This is a genomic window from Pseudomonas sp. B111 (assembly GCF_026428275.1).
Classification (GTDB): Bacteria; Pseudomonadota; Gammaproteobacteria; order Pseudomonadales; family Pseudomonadaceae; genus Pseudomonas; species Pseudomonas aeruginosa.
On record NZ_CP097857.1, the window covers coordinates 889,338 to 903,372 of the forward strand.

13 protein-coding genes are annotated in these 14,035 nt (G+C 66.8%); 8 read left to right on the forward strand and 5 right to left on the reverse strand.

The window, feature by feature from the left end:
* The first annotated feature begins 9 nt into the window (after positions 1–9).
* The 6 genes from M6E97_RS04090 (at position 10) to rarD (ending at position 5,736) form a co-directional block, all read left to right on the forward strand.
* Positions 10–1,290 (forward strand): glycosyltransferase, encoded by a 1,281-nt coding sequence (locus M6E97_RS04090; protein ID WP_033938334.1) that lies wholly within the window; start codon positions 10–12, stop codon positions 1,288–1,290.
* A gap of 124 nt (positions 1,291–1,414) precedes the next feature.
* Complete coding sequence (rhlR, locus tag M6E97_RS04095; protein ID WP_003119559.1) at positions 1,415–2,140, forward strand: transcriptional regulator RhlR; 726 nt, start codon at positions 1,415–1,417, stop codon at positions 2,138–2,140.
* A gap of 179 nt (positions 2,141–2,319) precedes the next feature.
* Positions 2,320–2,925 (forward strand): acyl-homoserine-lactone synthase, encoded by a 606-nt coding sequence (gene rhlI / locus M6E97_RS04100; RefSeq protein WP_003092004.1) that lies wholly within the window; start codon positions 2,320–2,322, stop codon positions 2,923–2,925.
* Between the two features lie 154 nt (positions 2,926–3,079).
* Complete coding sequence (gene pheC / locus M6E97_RS04105) at positions 3,080–3,886, forward strand: cyclohexadienyl dehydratase (protein WP_003092003.1); 807 nt, start codon at positions 3,080–3,082, stop codon at positions 3,884–3,886.
* A gap of 93 nt (positions 3,887–3,979) precedes the next feature.
* A complete protein-coding gene (locus tag M6E97_RS04110) occupies positions 3,980–4,840 on the forward strand; it encodes a carboxylate/amino acid/amine transporter (RefSeq protein WP_003092000.1) in 861 nt (286 codons plus the stop codon).
* Positions 4,837–5,736 carry an EamA family transporter RarD gene (gene rarD, locus M6E97_RS04115; protein WP_003091995.1) on the forward strand — a complete coding sequence of 300 codons (900 nt, stop codon included), beginning with the start codon at positions 4,837–4,839 and terminating at the stop codon, positions 5,734–5,736. Before M6E97_RS04110 ends, rarD begins: the two co-directional genes overlap by 4 nt.
* Before the next feature lie 20 nt (positions 5,737–5,756).
* Here the strand turns inward: rarD and M6E97_RS04120 are convergent, their stop codons facing one another.
* Positions 5,757–6,353: a C40 family peptidase gene (locus tag M6E97_RS04120; protein WP_003103763.1), complete on the reverse strand. Its 597-nt coding sequence runs from the start codon at positions 6,351–6,353 to the stop codon at positions 5,757–5,759.
* 456 nt (positions 6,354–6,809) lie between these two features.
* Here M6E97_RS04120 and M6E97_RS04125 point away from each other — a divergent pair, with 456 nt between their 5' ends.
* On the forward strand, positions 6,810–8,504 hold the full coding sequence (locus M6E97_RS04125; RefSeq protein WP_003103761.1) for an NAD-dependent malic enzyme: 1,695 nt from the start codon (positions 6,810–6,812) through the stop codon (positions 8,502–8,504).
* Between the two features lie 121 nt (positions 8,505–8,625).
* On the opposite strand, the gene M6E97_RS04130 is transcribed toward M6E97_RS04125, so the two are convergent.
* The 4 genes from M6E97_RS04130 to M6E97_RS04145 all read right to left on the reverse strand — a co-directional run bounded on the left by M6E97_RS04130 (position 8,626) and on the right by M6E97_RS04145 (position 12,505).
* Entirely contained in the window at positions 8,626–9,084 is a 459-nt protein-coding gene (locus tag M6E97_RS04130; RefSeq protein WP_003113894.1) for an NUDIX hydrolase, read from the reverse strand.
* Positions 9,081–9,623 carry a dihydrofolate reductase family protein gene (locus tag M6E97_RS04135; protein ID WP_003111057.1) on the reverse strand — a complete coding sequence of 181 codons (543 nt, stop codon included), beginning with the start codon at positions 9,621–9,623 and terminating at the stop codon, positions 9,081–9,083. The genes M6E97_RS04130 and M6E97_RS04135 overlap by 4 nt, the downstream gene beginning before the upstream one ends.
* Before the next feature lie 17 nt (positions 9,624–9,640).
* Complete coding sequence (locus M6E97_RS04140; protein ID WP_003091979.1) at positions 9,641–10,969, reverse strand: mechanosensitive ion channel family protein; 1,329 nt, start codon at positions 10,967–10,969, stop codon at positions 9,641–9,643.
* Between the two features lie 168 nt (positions 10,970–11,137).
* Entirely contained in the window at positions 11,138–12,505 is a 1,368-nt protein-coding gene (locus tag M6E97_RS04145) for an MFS transporter (RefSeq protein ID WP_003091973.1), read from the reverse strand.
* A 185-nt stretch (positions 12,506–12,690) separates the two neighbouring features.
* Here M6E97_RS04145 and M6E97_RS04150 point away from each other — a divergent pair, with 185 nt between their 5' ends.
* A complete protein-coding gene (locus M6E97_RS04150) occupies positions 12,691–14,031 on the forward strand; it encodes a DEAD/DEAH box helicase (protein WP_003122185.1) in 1,341 nt (446 codons plus the stop codon).
* Positions 14,032–14,035: the final 4 nt, after the last annotated feature.

Genomic DNA, 14,035 nt, shown 5'->3' on the forward strand with positions numbered 1-14,035 from the left:
AGTAGCCCCATGCACGCCATCCTCATCGCCATCGGCTCGGCCGGCGACGTATTTCCCTTCATCGGCCTGGCCCGGACCCTGAAACTGCGCGGGCACCGCGTGAGCCTCTGCACCATCCCGGTGTTTCGCGACGCGGTGGAGCAGCACGGCATCGCGTTCGTCCCGCTGAGCGACGAACTGACCTACCGCCGGACCATGGGCGATCCGCGCCTGTGGGACCCCAAGACGTCCTTCGGCGTGCTCTGGCAAGCCATCGCCGGGATGATCGAGCCGGTCTACGAGTACGTCTCGGCGCAGCGCCATGACGACATCGTGGTGGTCGGCTCGCTATGGGCGCTGGGCGCACGCATCGCTCACGAGAAGTACGGGATTCCCTACCTGTCCGCGCAGGTCTCGCCATCGACCCTGTTGTCGGCGCACCTGCCGCCGGTACACCCCAAGTTCAACGTGCCCGAGCAGATGCCGCTGGCGATGCGCAAGCTGCTCTGGCGCTGCATCGAGCGCTTCAAGCTGGATCGCACCTGCGCGCCGGAGATCAACGCGGTGCGCCGCAAGGTCGGCCTGGAAACGCCGGTGAAGCGCATCTTCACCCAATGGATGCATTCGCCGCAGGGCGTGGTCTGCCTGTTCCCGGCCTGGTTCGCGCCGCCCCAGCAGGATTGGCCGCAACCCCTGCACATGACCGGCTTCCCGCTGTTCGACGGCAGTATCCCGGGGACCCCGCTCGACGACGAACTGCAACGCTTTCTCGATCAGGGCAGCCGGCCGCTGGTGTTCACCCAGGGCTCGACCGAACACCTGCAGGGCGACTTCTACGCCATGGCCCTGCGCGCGCTGGAACGCCTCGGCGCGCGTGGGATCTTCCTCACCGGCGCCGGCCAGGAACCGCTGCGCGGCTTGCCGAACCACGTGCTGCAGCGCGCCTACGCGCCACTGGGAGCCTTGCTGCCATCGTGCGCCGGGCTGGTCCATCCGGGCGGTATCGGCGCCATGAGCCTGGCCTTGGCGGAGGGGGTGCCGCAGGTGCTGCTGCCCTGTGCCCACGACCAGTTCGACAATGCCGAACGGCTGGTCCGGCTCGGCTGCGGGATGCGCCTGGGCGTGCCGTTGCGCGAGCAGGAGTTGCGCGGGGCGCTGTGGCGCTTGCTCGAGGACCCGGCCATGGCGGCGGCCTGTCGGCGTTTCATGGAATTGTCACAACCGCACAGTATCGCTTGCGGTAAAGCGGCCCAGGTGGTCGAACGTTGTCATAGGGAGGGGGATGCTCGATGGCTGAAGGCTGCGTCCTGAACGGTGCTGGCATAACAGATAGGGTTGCCATGATTTTGCCGTATCGGCAAGGCTGCGCGCTTGACAGCGTCATACCCCGGGCCAATTCTGCTGTGATGCATTTTATCGATCAGGGCTTACTGCAATGAGGAATGACGGAGGCTTTTTGCTGTGGTGGGACGGTTTGCGTAGCGAGATGCAGCCGATCCACGACAGCCAGGGCGTGTTCGCCGTCCTGGAAAAGGAAGTGCGGCGCCTGGGCTTCGATTACTACGCCTATGGCGTGCGCCACACGATTCCCTTCACCCGGCCGAAGACCGAGGTCCATGGCACCTATCCCAAGGCCTGGCTGGAGCGATACCAGATGCAGAACTACGGGGCCGTGGATCCGGCGATCCTCAACGGCCTGCGCTCCTCGGAAATGGTGGTCTGGAGCGACAGCCTGTTCGACCAGAGCCGGATGCTCTGGAACGAGGCTCGCGATTGGGGCCTCTGTGTCGGCGCGACCCTGCCGATCCGCGCGCCGAACAATTTGCTCAGCGTGCTTTCCGTGGCGCGCGACCAGCAGAACATCTCCAGCTTCGAGCGCGAGGAAATCCGCCTGCGGCTGCGTTGCATGATCGAGTTGCTGACCCAGAAGCTGACCGACCTGGAGCATCCGATGCTGATGTCCAACCCGGTCTGCCTGAGCCATCGCGAACGCGAGATCCTGCAATGGACCGCCGACGGCAAGAGTTCCGGGGAAATCGCCATCATCCTGAGCATCTCCGAGAGCACGGTGAACTTCCACCACAAGAACATCCAGAAGAAGTTCGACGCGCCGAACAAGACGCTGGCTGCTGCCTACGCCGCGGCGCTGGGCCTCATCTGAAGCGCAGGGCGCGCCGGCCGGCGCGCCCTACCAGATCTGGCAGGTTGCCTGCCGTTCATCCTCCTTTAGTCTTCCCCCTCATGTGTGTGCTGGTATGTCCTCCGACTGAGAGGGCCCAGGAGTATCAGGGTAGGGATGCCGCCTTTTTTTCTCGGCCGGCACGACACGGGGACTTGGTCATGATCGAATTGCTCTCTGAATCGCTGGAAGGGCTTTCCGCCGCCATGATCGCCGAGCTGGGACGCTACCGGCATCAAGTCTTCATCGAGAAGCTGGGCTGGGACGTGGTCTCCACCTCCAGGGTCCGCGACCAGGAATTCGACCAGTTCGACCATCCGCAAACCCGCTACATCGTCGCCATGGGCCGCCAGGGCATCTGCGGTTGCGCCCGCCTGCTGCCGACGACCGACGCCTACCTGCTCAAGGACGTCTTCGCCTACCTGTGCAGCGAAACCCCGCCGAGCGATCCGTCGGTCTGGGAGCTTTCGCGCTACGCCGCCAGCGCGGCGGACGATCCGCAGCTGGCGATGAAGATATTCTGGTCCAGCCTGCAATGCGCCTGGTACCTGGGGGCCAGTTCGGTGGTGGCGGTGACCACCACGGCCATGGAGCGCTATTTCGTTCGCAACGGCGTGATCCTCCAGCGCCTCGGCCCGCCGCAGAAGGTCAAGGGCGAGACGCTGGTCGCGATCAGCTTCCCGGCCTACCAGGAGCGCGGCCTGGAGATGTTGTTGCGCTACCACCCGGAATGGCTGCAGGGTGTACCGCTGTCGATGGCGGTGTGAGGTCGTCAGCCGTTTCGCGCACTTTTTTCCGCTTCTCCTGCCGCATGCTCGGCCCGCGCCCCGGCGTCATCGGGCGTTCCCCTGCATTCCGGGATTTGGCCGCGGCTGCCGACTTGCGTAGTCTCTCTGCGGTCCGCCATCCCGAGGAGTCGCCATGCCGAAGTCATTCCGCCATCTCGTCCAGGCCCTGGCCTGCCTTGCGCTGCTGGCCAGCGCCAGCCTCCAGGCGCAGGAGAGCCGCCTCGACCGCATCCTCGAAAGCGGCGTGCTGCGCGTCGCCACCACGGGCGACTACAAGCCCTTCAGCTACCGCACGGAAGAGGGCGGTTACGCCGGTTTCGACGTGGACATGGCGCAGCGCCTGGCCGAGAGCCTGGGGGCCAAGCTGGTAGTGGTGCCGACCAGTTGGCCGAACCTGATGCGCGATTTCGCCGACGACCGCTTCGACATCGCCATGAGCGGCATCTCGATCAACCTGGAGCGCCAGCGCCAGGCGTATTTCTCGATTCCCTACCTGCGCGACGGCAAGACGCCGATCACCCTCTGTAGCGAAGAAGCGCGTTTCCAGACCCTGGAGCAGATCGACCAGCCGGGCGTGACGGCCATCGTCAACCCCGGCGGCACCAACGAGAAGTTCGCCCGGGCGAACCTGAAGAAGGCCCGGATCCTGGTGCATCCGGACAACGTGACGATCTTCCAGCAGATCGTCGACGGCAAGGCCGACCTGATGATGACCGACGCCATCGAGGCCCGCCTGCAGTCGCGTCTGCACCCGGAACTCTGCGCCGTGCATCCGCAGCAACCCTTCGACTTCGCCGAGAAGGCCTACCTGCTGCCGCGCGACGAGGCCTTCAAGCGCTACGTCGACCAGTGGCTGCACATCGCCGAGCAGAGCGGCTTGTTGCGCCAGCGCATGGAGCACTGGCTCGAATACCGCTGGCCCACCGCGCACGGCAAGTAGTACAGGGGCGGCGAGGTTGGCCGCGGGCCCGCGCGGCCTTCCTTGGCGGCGGCAAAAACGTTATGGTCGGCGCCCCATCCTGGTGCCTGGTCCATGCGTTATCTACTGTTCGTCACCGTCCTCTGGGCGTTCTCCTTCAACCTGATCGGCGAGTACCTCGCCGGCCAGGTCGACAGCTACTTCGCCGTGCTTACCCGGGTCCTTCTCGCTGGCCTGGTGTTTCTCCCGCTGACCCGCTGGCGCGGCGTCGAACCGCGTTTCGTCGGCGGGGTGATGCTGGTCGGCGCGCTGCAGTTCGGCATCACCTACGTCTGCCTGTACCTGAGCTTCAACGTGCTGACGGTGCCCGAGGTGCTGCTGTTCACCGTGCTGACGCCGGTCCACGTGGCCCTGTTCGACGACCTGCTCAATCGCCGCTTCAACTTCTGGGCCCTGGCCGCCGCGCTGGTGGCGGTGCTGGGCGCGGCGATCATCCGCTACGACGGGATCACCGGCGAGTTCCTCCAGGGCTTCCTGCTGCTGCAACTGGCCAACGCCACCTTCGCCGCCGGCCAGGTGCTGTACAAGCGCCTGGTGCGCAAGTACCCGTCCGAGCTGCCGCAGCGCCAGCGCTTCGGTTATTTCTTCGTTGGCGCGCTGCTGGTGGCGTTGCCTGCCTGGCTGCTGTTCGGCGATCCGCAGCGCCTGCCGGCCGGCGAGCTGCAATGGGGCGTACTGGTATGGATGGGGCTGCTGGCCACCGCCCTCGGCCAGTTCTGGTGGAACAAGGGCGCCACCGAGGTGGACGCCGGTACCCTGGCGGTGATGAACAACCTGCACGTGCCGGTCGGGTTGCTGCTCAACCTGCTGATCTGGAACCAGCACGCAGACCTGCCGCGCCTGGCCCTGGGCGGCGCGGTGATCGTCGCTTCGCTGTGGGTCAACCGGCTCGGCCGGCGCGAGGTGCGTGCATGAGGATTTCCGGACAGGGCGTGCTGCTGTCGCTGGCCGCCTCGGTGCTGTTCGTTACCCTGCCGGGCTACGTCCACCTGCTGGAGCCGCTGGACAGCTTGCAGGTGGTGGCGCATCGGGTGGTCTGGTCGATCCCGATGGTATTCCTGCTGGTCGTCGCCACCCGCCAGTGGCCGACCCTGCGCGCCGCCTGGCGCCGGCTGTTCGCCGAGCCCTGGCTGCTGGCCTGCTTCCCGCTGACCGCGGCGATGATGTTGCTGCAATGGGGCATCTTCATCTGGGCGCCGTTGGCCGGGAAGACCCTTGAACTGTCGCTGGGCTACTTCCTCCTGCCGCTGGCGATGGTGCTGGTGGGGCGGGTGTTCTACGGCGAGCGCCTGACGCCGCTGCAGGCTATCGCCGTGGCCTGCGCGCTGGCCGGGGTGCTCCACGAATTCTGGCTGACCCGCGCGTTCTCCTGGGTCTCCCTAGTCACCGCGCTGGGCTATCCCCCGTACTTCATGCTGCGGCGCAGGATGGGCGTGGACGCGCTGTCCGGGTTCGTCTTCGAGATGCTCTTCCTGCTGCCGCTGGCGCTGGCCGCGCTGTACTGGCTGGGCGACGAGAGCCAGGCCTTCCGCGAGGCGCCACGCCTGTGGCTGTTGCTGCCGATGCTGGGGCTGATCAGCGCGCTGGCCTTCGGCGCGATGATGGCTTCCAGCCGACTGCTGCCGATGGGGCTGTTCGGGATTCTCAGCTACGTCGAACCGGTGCTGCTGTTCCTGGTGGCGGTACTGTTCCTCGGCGAGGCGTTCCGTCCCGAGCAGCTATGGACCTACGCGCCGATCTGGCTGGCGGTGCTGTTGACCGGCTGGGACAGCGCGCGCCTGCTGAGGAAACAGGCGCGGCGGGGCATCTGAGCGAGCCGCAGGCGCCGGAATCAGCGCTTGCGGGTGCTTTCGACCTGGGCGAGGGTGGTCGGCAGGATGCGCTTGCCGGCCAGGTAGTGGCGTTTCCAGTAGCTGCTGTTGAGGTCGGAGACGCGGACCTTCTTGCCGCGCCGCGGCGCGTGCACGAAGCGGTCGTTGCCGACGTAGATGCCGACGTGGTCGACGCTGCGGCTGCGGATCCGGAAGAACACCAGGTCGCCCGGTTGCAGCTTGCCGCGGGAGACCTTGTTGTTGTCCATGTTGTAGATGGCGCGGGCGGTCCGCGGCAGGTCGACGTCGTCGACGTCCTGGAACACATAGTTGACCAGGCCGCTGCAATCGAAGCCTTTCTTCGGCGTGGTGCCGCCCCAGCGGTAGGGGGTGCCGATCATGCTGAAGGCGCGGTCGGTGACTTCGGAAGCGGCGGCCGCGACCACCGAGCGGTTGGCGGACTGGCGGGTGCTGACGACCCGGCTGGGCGACAGGGTGGAATTCTTCGACGGCTTGAAGGTGTGGGTGACCTGGTTGGAAGCCAGGCTGGGCGTCGAGAGGGCGGCCAGAAGGGCCGCGAAGCCTACAGACAGGCATGTCAAAAAGGGTGAACGCATTTCGGCATGTCTTCGCGTGCGTGAATAACGGTCCAGGCTTCCGCTGGTTCGTGGTTACTCTCTGTTCATCGGAGTGTCTTCTGGGTGACCGGAACGAGCCCTCCTGACTCTTCCGACCAGGCCGTCAAACGAAACGGCCAACTGCTTCCGGGCCTGGATGCATTCAGGTTGTCCCGGCGATAACGGGCTTCACGAAGGAAAATCGGGGACTCATCGGCGTTCCCAGCGTATTCCCCTACGAAAGCGGCGGCTATTGTGACCTATTTTGACGCCAGCCTTCTGACCATTCGTCGAATGGTCGGTTCCGGATGTGACGCGCCGGTTTCGCCATGCAAGTGGCGATACTTGCGGGTCCGGCAATGACCTGTTGTTCGCCGTGGCCTTGGAAAGCCTCTGCGCCGGGGGTATGTTCGTGGTCCCCGTACCCGAGTGAAGCCCGTAGAAGCGAGTCCAGATATGACCGAAACAGCCAAGCGTCCCTTGTACGTTCCCCATGCCGGCCCTTCGCTGCTGGAGATGCCGCTGCTGAACAAAGGCAGCGCGTTCAGTACCCAGGAACGCATCGATTTCAACCTGCAGGGCCTGCTGCCGCACAACATCGAGACCATCGAGGAGCAGACCGAGCGCGCCTACAGCCAGTACAACCTGTGCAACACCGATCTGGACCGCCACATCTTCCTGCGCTCGATCCAGGACAACAACGAGACCCTGTTCTTCCGCCTGCTCGAGGAGCACCTGGAAGAAATGATGCCGATCATCTACACCCCCACGGTCGGCCAGGCCTGCCAGGAGTTCTCGAAGATCTACCGGACCCACCGTGGCCTGTTCATCTCCTACCCGGACCGCGAGCGGATCGACGACATCCTGCGCAGCGCCACCAAGAACAACGTGAAGATCGTGGTGGTCACCGACAGCGAGCGGATCCTCGGCCTGGGCGACCAGGGCATCGGCGGGATGGGCATCCCGATCGGCAAGCTGTCGCTGTACACCGCCTGCGGCGGTATCAGCCCGGCCTACACCCTGCCGGTGGTGCTGGACGTCGGCACCAACAACCCGGACCTGCTCAACGACCCGATGTACATGGGCTGGCGCCACGAGCGGGTGAGCGGGGCGCAGTACGAGGAGTTCGTCGACCTGTTCATCCAGGCCATCAAGCGCCGCTGGCCCAACGTCCTGCTGCAATTCGAGGACTTCGCCCAGACCAATGCCATGCCGTTGCTGGAGCGCTACAAGGACGAGCTGTGCTGCTTCAACGACGACATCCAGGGCACCGCCGCGGTGGCCGTGGGCACCCTGCTGGCGGCTTGCAAGGCCAAGGGCGAGAAGCTCAGCGAGCAGACCGTGACCTTCGTCGGCGCCGGCTCCGCCGGTTGCGGCATCGCCGAGCAGATCATCGCCGCCATGCAACTGGAGGGCCTGGACGAGGCCCAGGCGCGTCGGCGCATCTTCATGGTCGACCGCTGGGGCCTGCTCACCGACGACATGAGCAACCTGCTCGACTTCCAGCACCGCCTGGCGCAGAAGCGCGCCGATCTCGGTGCCTGGGGCGGCCAGCAGGGCGACGACCTGGCGTTGCTGGAAGTGATCCGCAATGCCCGGCCGACGGTGCTGATCGGCGTCTCCGGGCAGCGCGGGCTGTTTTCCGAAGAGGTCATCCGCGAGCTGCACAGCCATTGCAAGCAGCCGCTGGTGATGCCGCTGTCCAACCCGACCTCGCGGGTCGAGGCGACTCCGCAGGAAATCCTCAACTGGACCGACGGCCAGGCGCTGGTCGCCACCGGTAGCCCGTTCCAACCGGTGCAGGTGGGCGACAAGCGGATTCCCATCGCCCAGTGCAACAACGCCTATATCTTCCCCGGCATCGGCCTGGGGGTGATCGCCGCGCGGGCCAACCGGGTCACCGAAGGCATGCTGATGGCCGCGGCCAACGCCCTGGCCAACTGCTCGCCGATCGTTACCCAGGGCGAGGGCGCCGTGTTGCCGGCGCTGGGTGACATCCGCGAGGTCAGCAAGCGCATCGCCGTCGCCGTGGCCAAGCAGGCCCAGGCCGAGGGCAAGGCCCTGCATACCAGCGACGAGGTATTGAACGACGCCATCGAGGCGAACTTCTGGTTCCCGCGCTACCGTGCCTACCGCCGGACTTCGTTCTGAGGCTTAGCCGCAGGCTGCGCACAAGGGAGAGGCGTTAACCGCCGATATTCCGCGCGATCGGTGCGAGAACGCGAAAAGGCCACCCCGAGGTGGCCTTTTTCGTTGACGGGAGCGCTAGCGCTCAGCGCACATGATCGGGGCGCGTCCGGTGTTCGGCCTGGGTTTCCGGGTTTTCCGCCGCGCGCCGCGCCAGGGCCGGCAGGACATGATCGCGCAGCAGCGGCGCGAGATTGTCCGGCTGCGCTTGGCCGGGGACCAGCCAGGCCAGTTCCTCCAGCTCCGCCTGCGCACAGACGGCGTGGGGCAGGCGGGCGACGTAGATATCGGCATCGACGCGGGTGTTCGCCTCGTTGGCCGCCGGCGCCTGGAAGCTGCCGAGGTGCTCGAAGGTCGAGGCGCCCATCGGCAGGCGCAGTTCCTCCAGCAGTTCGCGCTGTAGCGCGGCGAGGGGCGTTTCGCCCGGCTCGCGCTTGCCGCCCGGGAGCATGAAGGCCTGGGTGCCGCGCTTGCGCACCAGCAGCAGGTTGCCCTGATCGTCGAACAGGCAGGCGGCGGAAATGCTCAGCAGGTTGTCGGTCATTGCGGGTCGTCCTCGGCGATCACCTGGTAGCGCATCTGTACGATGCCGCTGTTGTAGCCATGTTGTTCCAGCAGTTGCAGGCGCCGCTCGCGGCCGCCGGCGAACAGCGGGATGCCGGCGCCGAGCAGTTGCGGAATGACGCTGACGATCACCTCGTCGAGCAGCCCGGCCGCCAGGCAACTACCGGCCAGGCTGCCGCCGCCGGCCAGCCAGATCCGCCGGCAGCCCTGTTCGCCGAGGCGCGCGAGGCCTTCCTGGGGTGTGACGTGGCGCAACTCGACGCCTTCCGCTGCGCTTTCCTGCGGGTTGCGGGTGAGTACCTGGCAGGGTTTGCCCGGATACGGCCAGTCGCCGAAGCCGCGCACGATATCGTAGGTGCCGCGGCCCATCAGCAGGCCGTCGATGCCCTGGTAGAAGCTCTTGTAGCCGTGGTCGTTGCCGCCCTCGGCGAAACGGTCGAGCCAGTCGACGCTGCCGTCGGGGCGGGCGATGAAACCGTCCAGGCTGGCGGCGACGTAGTAGGTCAGGTGCGGTTTCATGGACGGTTTTCCTCGGTTCAGGCGGTGGCTTCGTCGCTGCGGCTCGGCGCGGCCAGCGCCTCGAACGAGCGGGCCCCGGCGTCACGCCCTTCGAGCATGCCTTGCAGCCCCTGGCGCAGGTCCTGGCCGCTGGGCTGCTGGTAGGCGCCGAGGCCGAACTCCGGCATCACCGCCAGCAGGTAGTCGAACACGTCGCCCTGGATACGCTCGTAGTCGACCCAGGCGGTGGTGCGGGTGAAGCAGTATATCTCCAGCGGGATGCCCTGGGCGGTCGGCTGCAACTGGCGGACCATGCAGGTCATGTGCGGATGGATGTCCGGATGGTTCTGCAGGTAGGCGAGGGCGTAGGCGCGGAACGTACCGATGTTGGTCAGCCGGCGGCGGTTGGCGGCCAGCGGGGCGACCCCGCCGTTGGCGGCATTCCACTCCTGCAACTCGGTCTGCTTGCGGGCCATGTATTCGGTGAGCAGGCGCACCTGGCTCAGGCGCCGCTCTTCCTTCTCGTCGAGGAAACGCACCTGGCTGGAGTCGACGTAGATCGCCCGCTTGATCCGCCGTCCGCCGGACTGCTGCATGCCGCGCCAGTTCTTGAACGACTCCGACATCAGGCGCCAGGTCGGCACCGAGACGATGGTCTTGTCGAAGTTCTGCACCTTCACGGTGTACAGGGTGATGTCCACCACGTCGCCGTCGGCGCCGACCTGCGGCATCTCGATCCAGTCGCCGACCCGCAGCATGTCGTTGCTGGTGAGCTGCACGCTGGCGACGAAGGACATCAGGGTGTCCTTGTAGACCAGCAGGAGGACCGCCGACATCGCGCCGAGGCCGGACAGCAGCAGGAGCGGCGAGCGGTCGATGATGATCGAGACGATGATGATCGCGCCGAACACGAACACGGCGATCTTCGCCAGTTGCACGTAGCCCTTGATCGAACGGGTGCGGGCGTGCTCGGTACGCGCGTAGATGTCCAGCAGGGCATTCAGCAGCGCGGTGAGGGCGAGGATCAGGAACAGCACGGTGAAGGCCAGTGCCAGGTTGCCGAGGAAGTGCGCGGCCTTGTCCGGCATCTCCGGGATCCACGGCAGGCCGAATTGCACCAGCAGCGAGGGCGTGGTCTGCGCCAGGCGCTGGAACACCTTGTTGCGGATCAGGTCGCCGAGCCAGTGCAGCGCGGGCTGGCGGGCGAGCAGGTTGGCGGCGTAGAGGACGATGTAGCGGGCCACCCGGCCGAGGATCAGGGCGCCCACCAGCAGCAGGCCGAAGGCCAGGCCGGCGTGCAGGATAGGGTGTTGGTCGAGCGCCGACCAGTACCCGGAGAGCTGGTCGAGAAGGGATGTGGAGTCCATGGACAGGCGACTTCCTTTGTTGCGGGCGGGGGGGGACGGGCCGGCCCCGCGGTTGAACGGAGATCCCGACGCGGGGGCCGGGAACGCACAAAGGAACCAAGAGTGCCCCATCGGGCGCCGGATCGCATCCCCGACGTGTCTACAAAGGTTTTCCGCCGACGCGCGGGCTCAGCCGGCAAGCTCCTCCAGGGTGCGCCCGCGGGTCTCGATGCCGAAGGCCCAGACCACCAGGGCGGCGACGCCGAAACAGAGGGCGCCGAGGGTGAACACCCCGCCCTGGCCGGTGAGCGGCAGGACCAGCCCGGTGACCAGCGGGCCGAGCAGCGAGCCGATTCGCCCGACCGCCGAGGCGAAGCCCGAGCCGGTGGCGCGCGCGGAGGTCGGATAGAGTTCCGGCGTATAGGTGTAGAGCACCGCCCACATGCCGAACAGGAAGAACTGCATGGCCAGGCCGAAGCCGATCAGCAGCGCCAGGCTGCCGCCGAACACCGCGGTCTGGCCGTAGGCGTAGGCCATCGCGCCGCCGCCGAGGAGCATCAGCACGCAGCTCGGCTTGCGGCCCCAGCTTTCCACCAGCCAGGCCGCGCAGAGGAAGCCGGGTATCCCGGCCAGCGAGATCAGCACCGTGTAGTACACCGACTGGGTGACGGCGAAGCCGGATTGCTGGAGCAGCGCGCTGAGCCAGGAGGTCAGGCCGTAGAAACCGAGCAGGGCGAAGAACCACAGGCCCCAGACGGTCAGGGTGCGGCGCCGGTAGGCTGGCGACCAGAGTTCGGCGAAGGCGCTGAAGAAGCCCGGACGGCTGCGTTCCCGCTGCGGCTGGCGCAGCGGCGGCGGCAGCTCGGTCAGGCCCAGCGAACGCATCACCCGTGCTTCTATGTCGCGCAATACCCGGTCCGCCTGTTCGCGCCGGCCGGCCTGCTCCAGCCAGCGCGGCGACTCGGGAATCAGGAAGCGGATGGCGAGGACGAACACCGCCGGCAGCGCCAGCACCAGGAAAATGCTGCGCCAGCCGGTCAGCGGCAGGAGGAAGTAGGACAGGCAGCCGGCGGCGACGAAGCCCAGCGGCCAGAAGCCGTCCATCAGCGCAATGTACTTGCCGCGGCGGCTGGCCGGGATCATCTCCGACAGCAGCGACTGGGCGATGGGAAACTCCATCCCCATGCCGATCCCCAGCAATACCCGGTAGAAGGTCAGGCTGCCGAGGTCGCCGGCGGTGGAGCACAGGTAGCTGGCCAGGCCCCAGAGCACGATGCTGGCCTGGAATACCGGCTTGCGCCCGAAGCGGTCGGCGAGCATGCCCGACAGGGCCGCGCCGATCACCATGCCGAAGAAGCTCGAGCTGGCCAGCAGCCCGGCCTGCGCCGAGTCGAGCCCGAACTCGGCTTTGATCGAGCCGAGCAGGAAGGTCATCATCGCCAGGTCCATCGAGTCGAAGAAGAACGCCAGCGCGATGATCACGAAGATCAGTCGGTGATACGGACTCAGCGGCAGCCGTTCGAGGCGTTCGGCGGCGGATGCGGGCGCGTCGGGCATGACCTGGTTCCTCTGGGCGGCGGGCGTCGAACGAGTCTGCGATCGCCGCCCGCGCCGCGCTTGCCTGGCGGCGACCCGGCGTCGAGCCGATTGCGACGCCGGCGCTGGCCGTCGCGCCGCGCGAATAAAGCCTGCGCGCCGGCGCGGCAACCGTTAGGCTATGCACCTGTCCATTTTCACGTGCAATGCCGAGGTCTCCCTTGTTCAGCCAATTTCCCCTCCACGAACGCCTGCTGAAGGCACTGGAAAGCCTGTCCTTCAGCGAGCCGACGCCGGTCCAGGCCGCGGCCATTCCCAAGGCGCTGGAGGGGCACGACCTGCGGGTCACGGCGCAGACCGGCAGCGGCAAGACCGCGGCCTTCCTGCTGCCGCTGCTGCACCGCCTGCTGGCCGAGGACAAGCCGCGCTCCCTGGCGCGCGCGCTGATCCTCCTGCCGACCCGCGAGCTGGCCCAGCAGACCCTCAAGGAAGTCGAGCGCTTCGCCCAGTTCACCTTCATCAAGGCCTGCCTGATCACTGGCGGCGAGGACTTCAAGGTGCAGGGCGCGCGCCTGCGCAAGAACCCGGAGATCATCATCGGCACCCCCGGCCGCCTGCTCGAGCAGCGCAACGCCGGCAACCTGCCGTTGCAGGACATCGAGGTGCTGGTGCTGGACGAGGCCGACCGCATGCTCGACATGGGCTTCGCCGACGACGTGCTGGCCCTGGCCAATGCCTGCCCGGCCGAGCGCCAGACCCTGCTGTTCTCCGCCACCCACAGCGGCGCCGGGTTGAACAAGGTGATCGCCGAGGTGCTGCGCGAGCCGCAAGTGCTGCGCCTGAACCAGGTCGGCGAGCTGAACGAGAACGTCCGCCAGCAGGTCATCACCGCCGACGACGTGGCGCACAAGGAACAGTTGCTGCAATGGCTGCTGAGCAACGAGACCTACACCAAGGCCATCGTCTTCACCAATACCCGGGTCTCCGCCGATCGCCTGACCGGGCGGCTGATCGCCAACCAGCACAAGGTCTTTGTCCTGCATGGCGAGAAGGACCAGAAGGACCGCAAGCTGGCCATCGAGCGCCTGAAGCAGGGCGCGGTGAAGATCCTCGTCGCCACCGACGTCGCCGCACGCGGCCTGGACGTCGAAGGCCTGGACCTGGTGATCAACTTCGACATGCCGCGCAGCGGCGACGAGTACGTGCACCGCATCGGCCGCACCGGTCGCGCCGGCGCCGAGGGCCTGGCGATCTCGCTGATCTGCCATGGCGACTGGAACCTGATGTCGAGCGTCGAACGCTACCTCAAGCAGAACTTCGAACGACGCAACATCAAGGAACTGAAGGCCGCCTACCAGGGGCCGAAGAAGCTCAAGGCCTCGGGCAAGGCCGCCGGCAGCAAGAAGAAAAAGCAGGACAGGAAGGGCGCCGCCGCCAAGCCCGCGGCCAAGCGCAAGCCCGCCGCGCGGCCGAAGGCCGGGCCGTCGGCGGTGGTCAGCGCCGACGGCATGGCGCCGCTCAAGCGCAAGAAGCCGACGGCGGAGTGATCGC

Excerpts from the sequence above, each read along its gene's own strand:
- M6E97_RS04110 (WP_003092000.1), top strand. The coding sequence starts at position 3,980 with ATGCGTTATCTACTGTTCGTCACCGTCCTCTGGGCGTTCTCCTTCAAC.
- M6E97_RS04150 (WP_003122185.1), top strand. The coding sequence starts at position 12,691 with ATGCCGAGGTCTCCCTTGTTCAGCCAATTTCCCCTCCACGAACGCCTG.
- M6E97_RS04145 (WP_003091973.1), bottom strand. The coding sequence starts at position 12,505 with ATGCCCGACGCGCCCGCATCCGCCGCCGAACGCCTCGAACGGCTGCCG.
- M6E97_RS04140 (WP_003091979.1), bottom strand. The coding sequence starts at position 10,969 with ATGGACTCCACATCCCTTCTCGACCAGCTCTCCGGGTACTGGTCGGCG.
- rarD (WP_003091995.1), top strand. The coding sequence starts at position 4,837 with ATGAGGATTTCCGGACAGGGCGTGCTGCTGTCGCTGGCCGCCTCGGTG.
- M6E97_RS04120 (WP_003103763.1), bottom strand. The coding sequence starts at position 6,353 with ATGCGTTCACCCTTTTTGACATGCCTGTCTGTAGGCTTCGCGGCCCTT.
- M6E97_RS04130 (WP_003113894.1), bottom strand. The coding sequence starts at position 9,084 with ATGACCGACAACCTGCTGAGCATTTCCGCCGCCTGCCTGTTCGACGAT.
- M6E97_RS04090 (WP_033938334.1), top strand. The coding sequence starts at position 10 with ATGCACGCCATCCTCATCGCCATCGGCTCGGCCGGCGACGTATTTCCC.
- pheC (WP_003092003.1), top strand. The coding sequence starts at position 3,080 with ATGCCGAAGTCATTCCGCCATCTCGTCCAGGCCCTGGCCTGCCTTGCG.
- rhlR (WP_003119559.1), top strand. The coding sequence starts at position 1,415 with ATGAGGAATGACGGAGGCTTTTTGCTGTGGTGGGACGGTTTGCGTAGC.
- rhlI (WP_003092004.1), top strand. The coding sequence starts at position 2,320 with ATGATCGAATTGCTCTCTGAATCGCTGGAAGGGCTTTCCGCCGCCATG.
- M6E97_RS04135 (WP_003111057.1), bottom strand. The coding sequence starts at position 9,623 with ATGAAACCGCACCTGACCTACTACGTCGCCGCCAGCCTGGACGGTTTC.
- M6E97_RS04125 (WP_003103761.1), top strand. The coding sequence starts at position 6,810 with ATGACCGAAACAGCCAAGCGTCCCTTGTACGTTCCCCATGCCGGCCCT.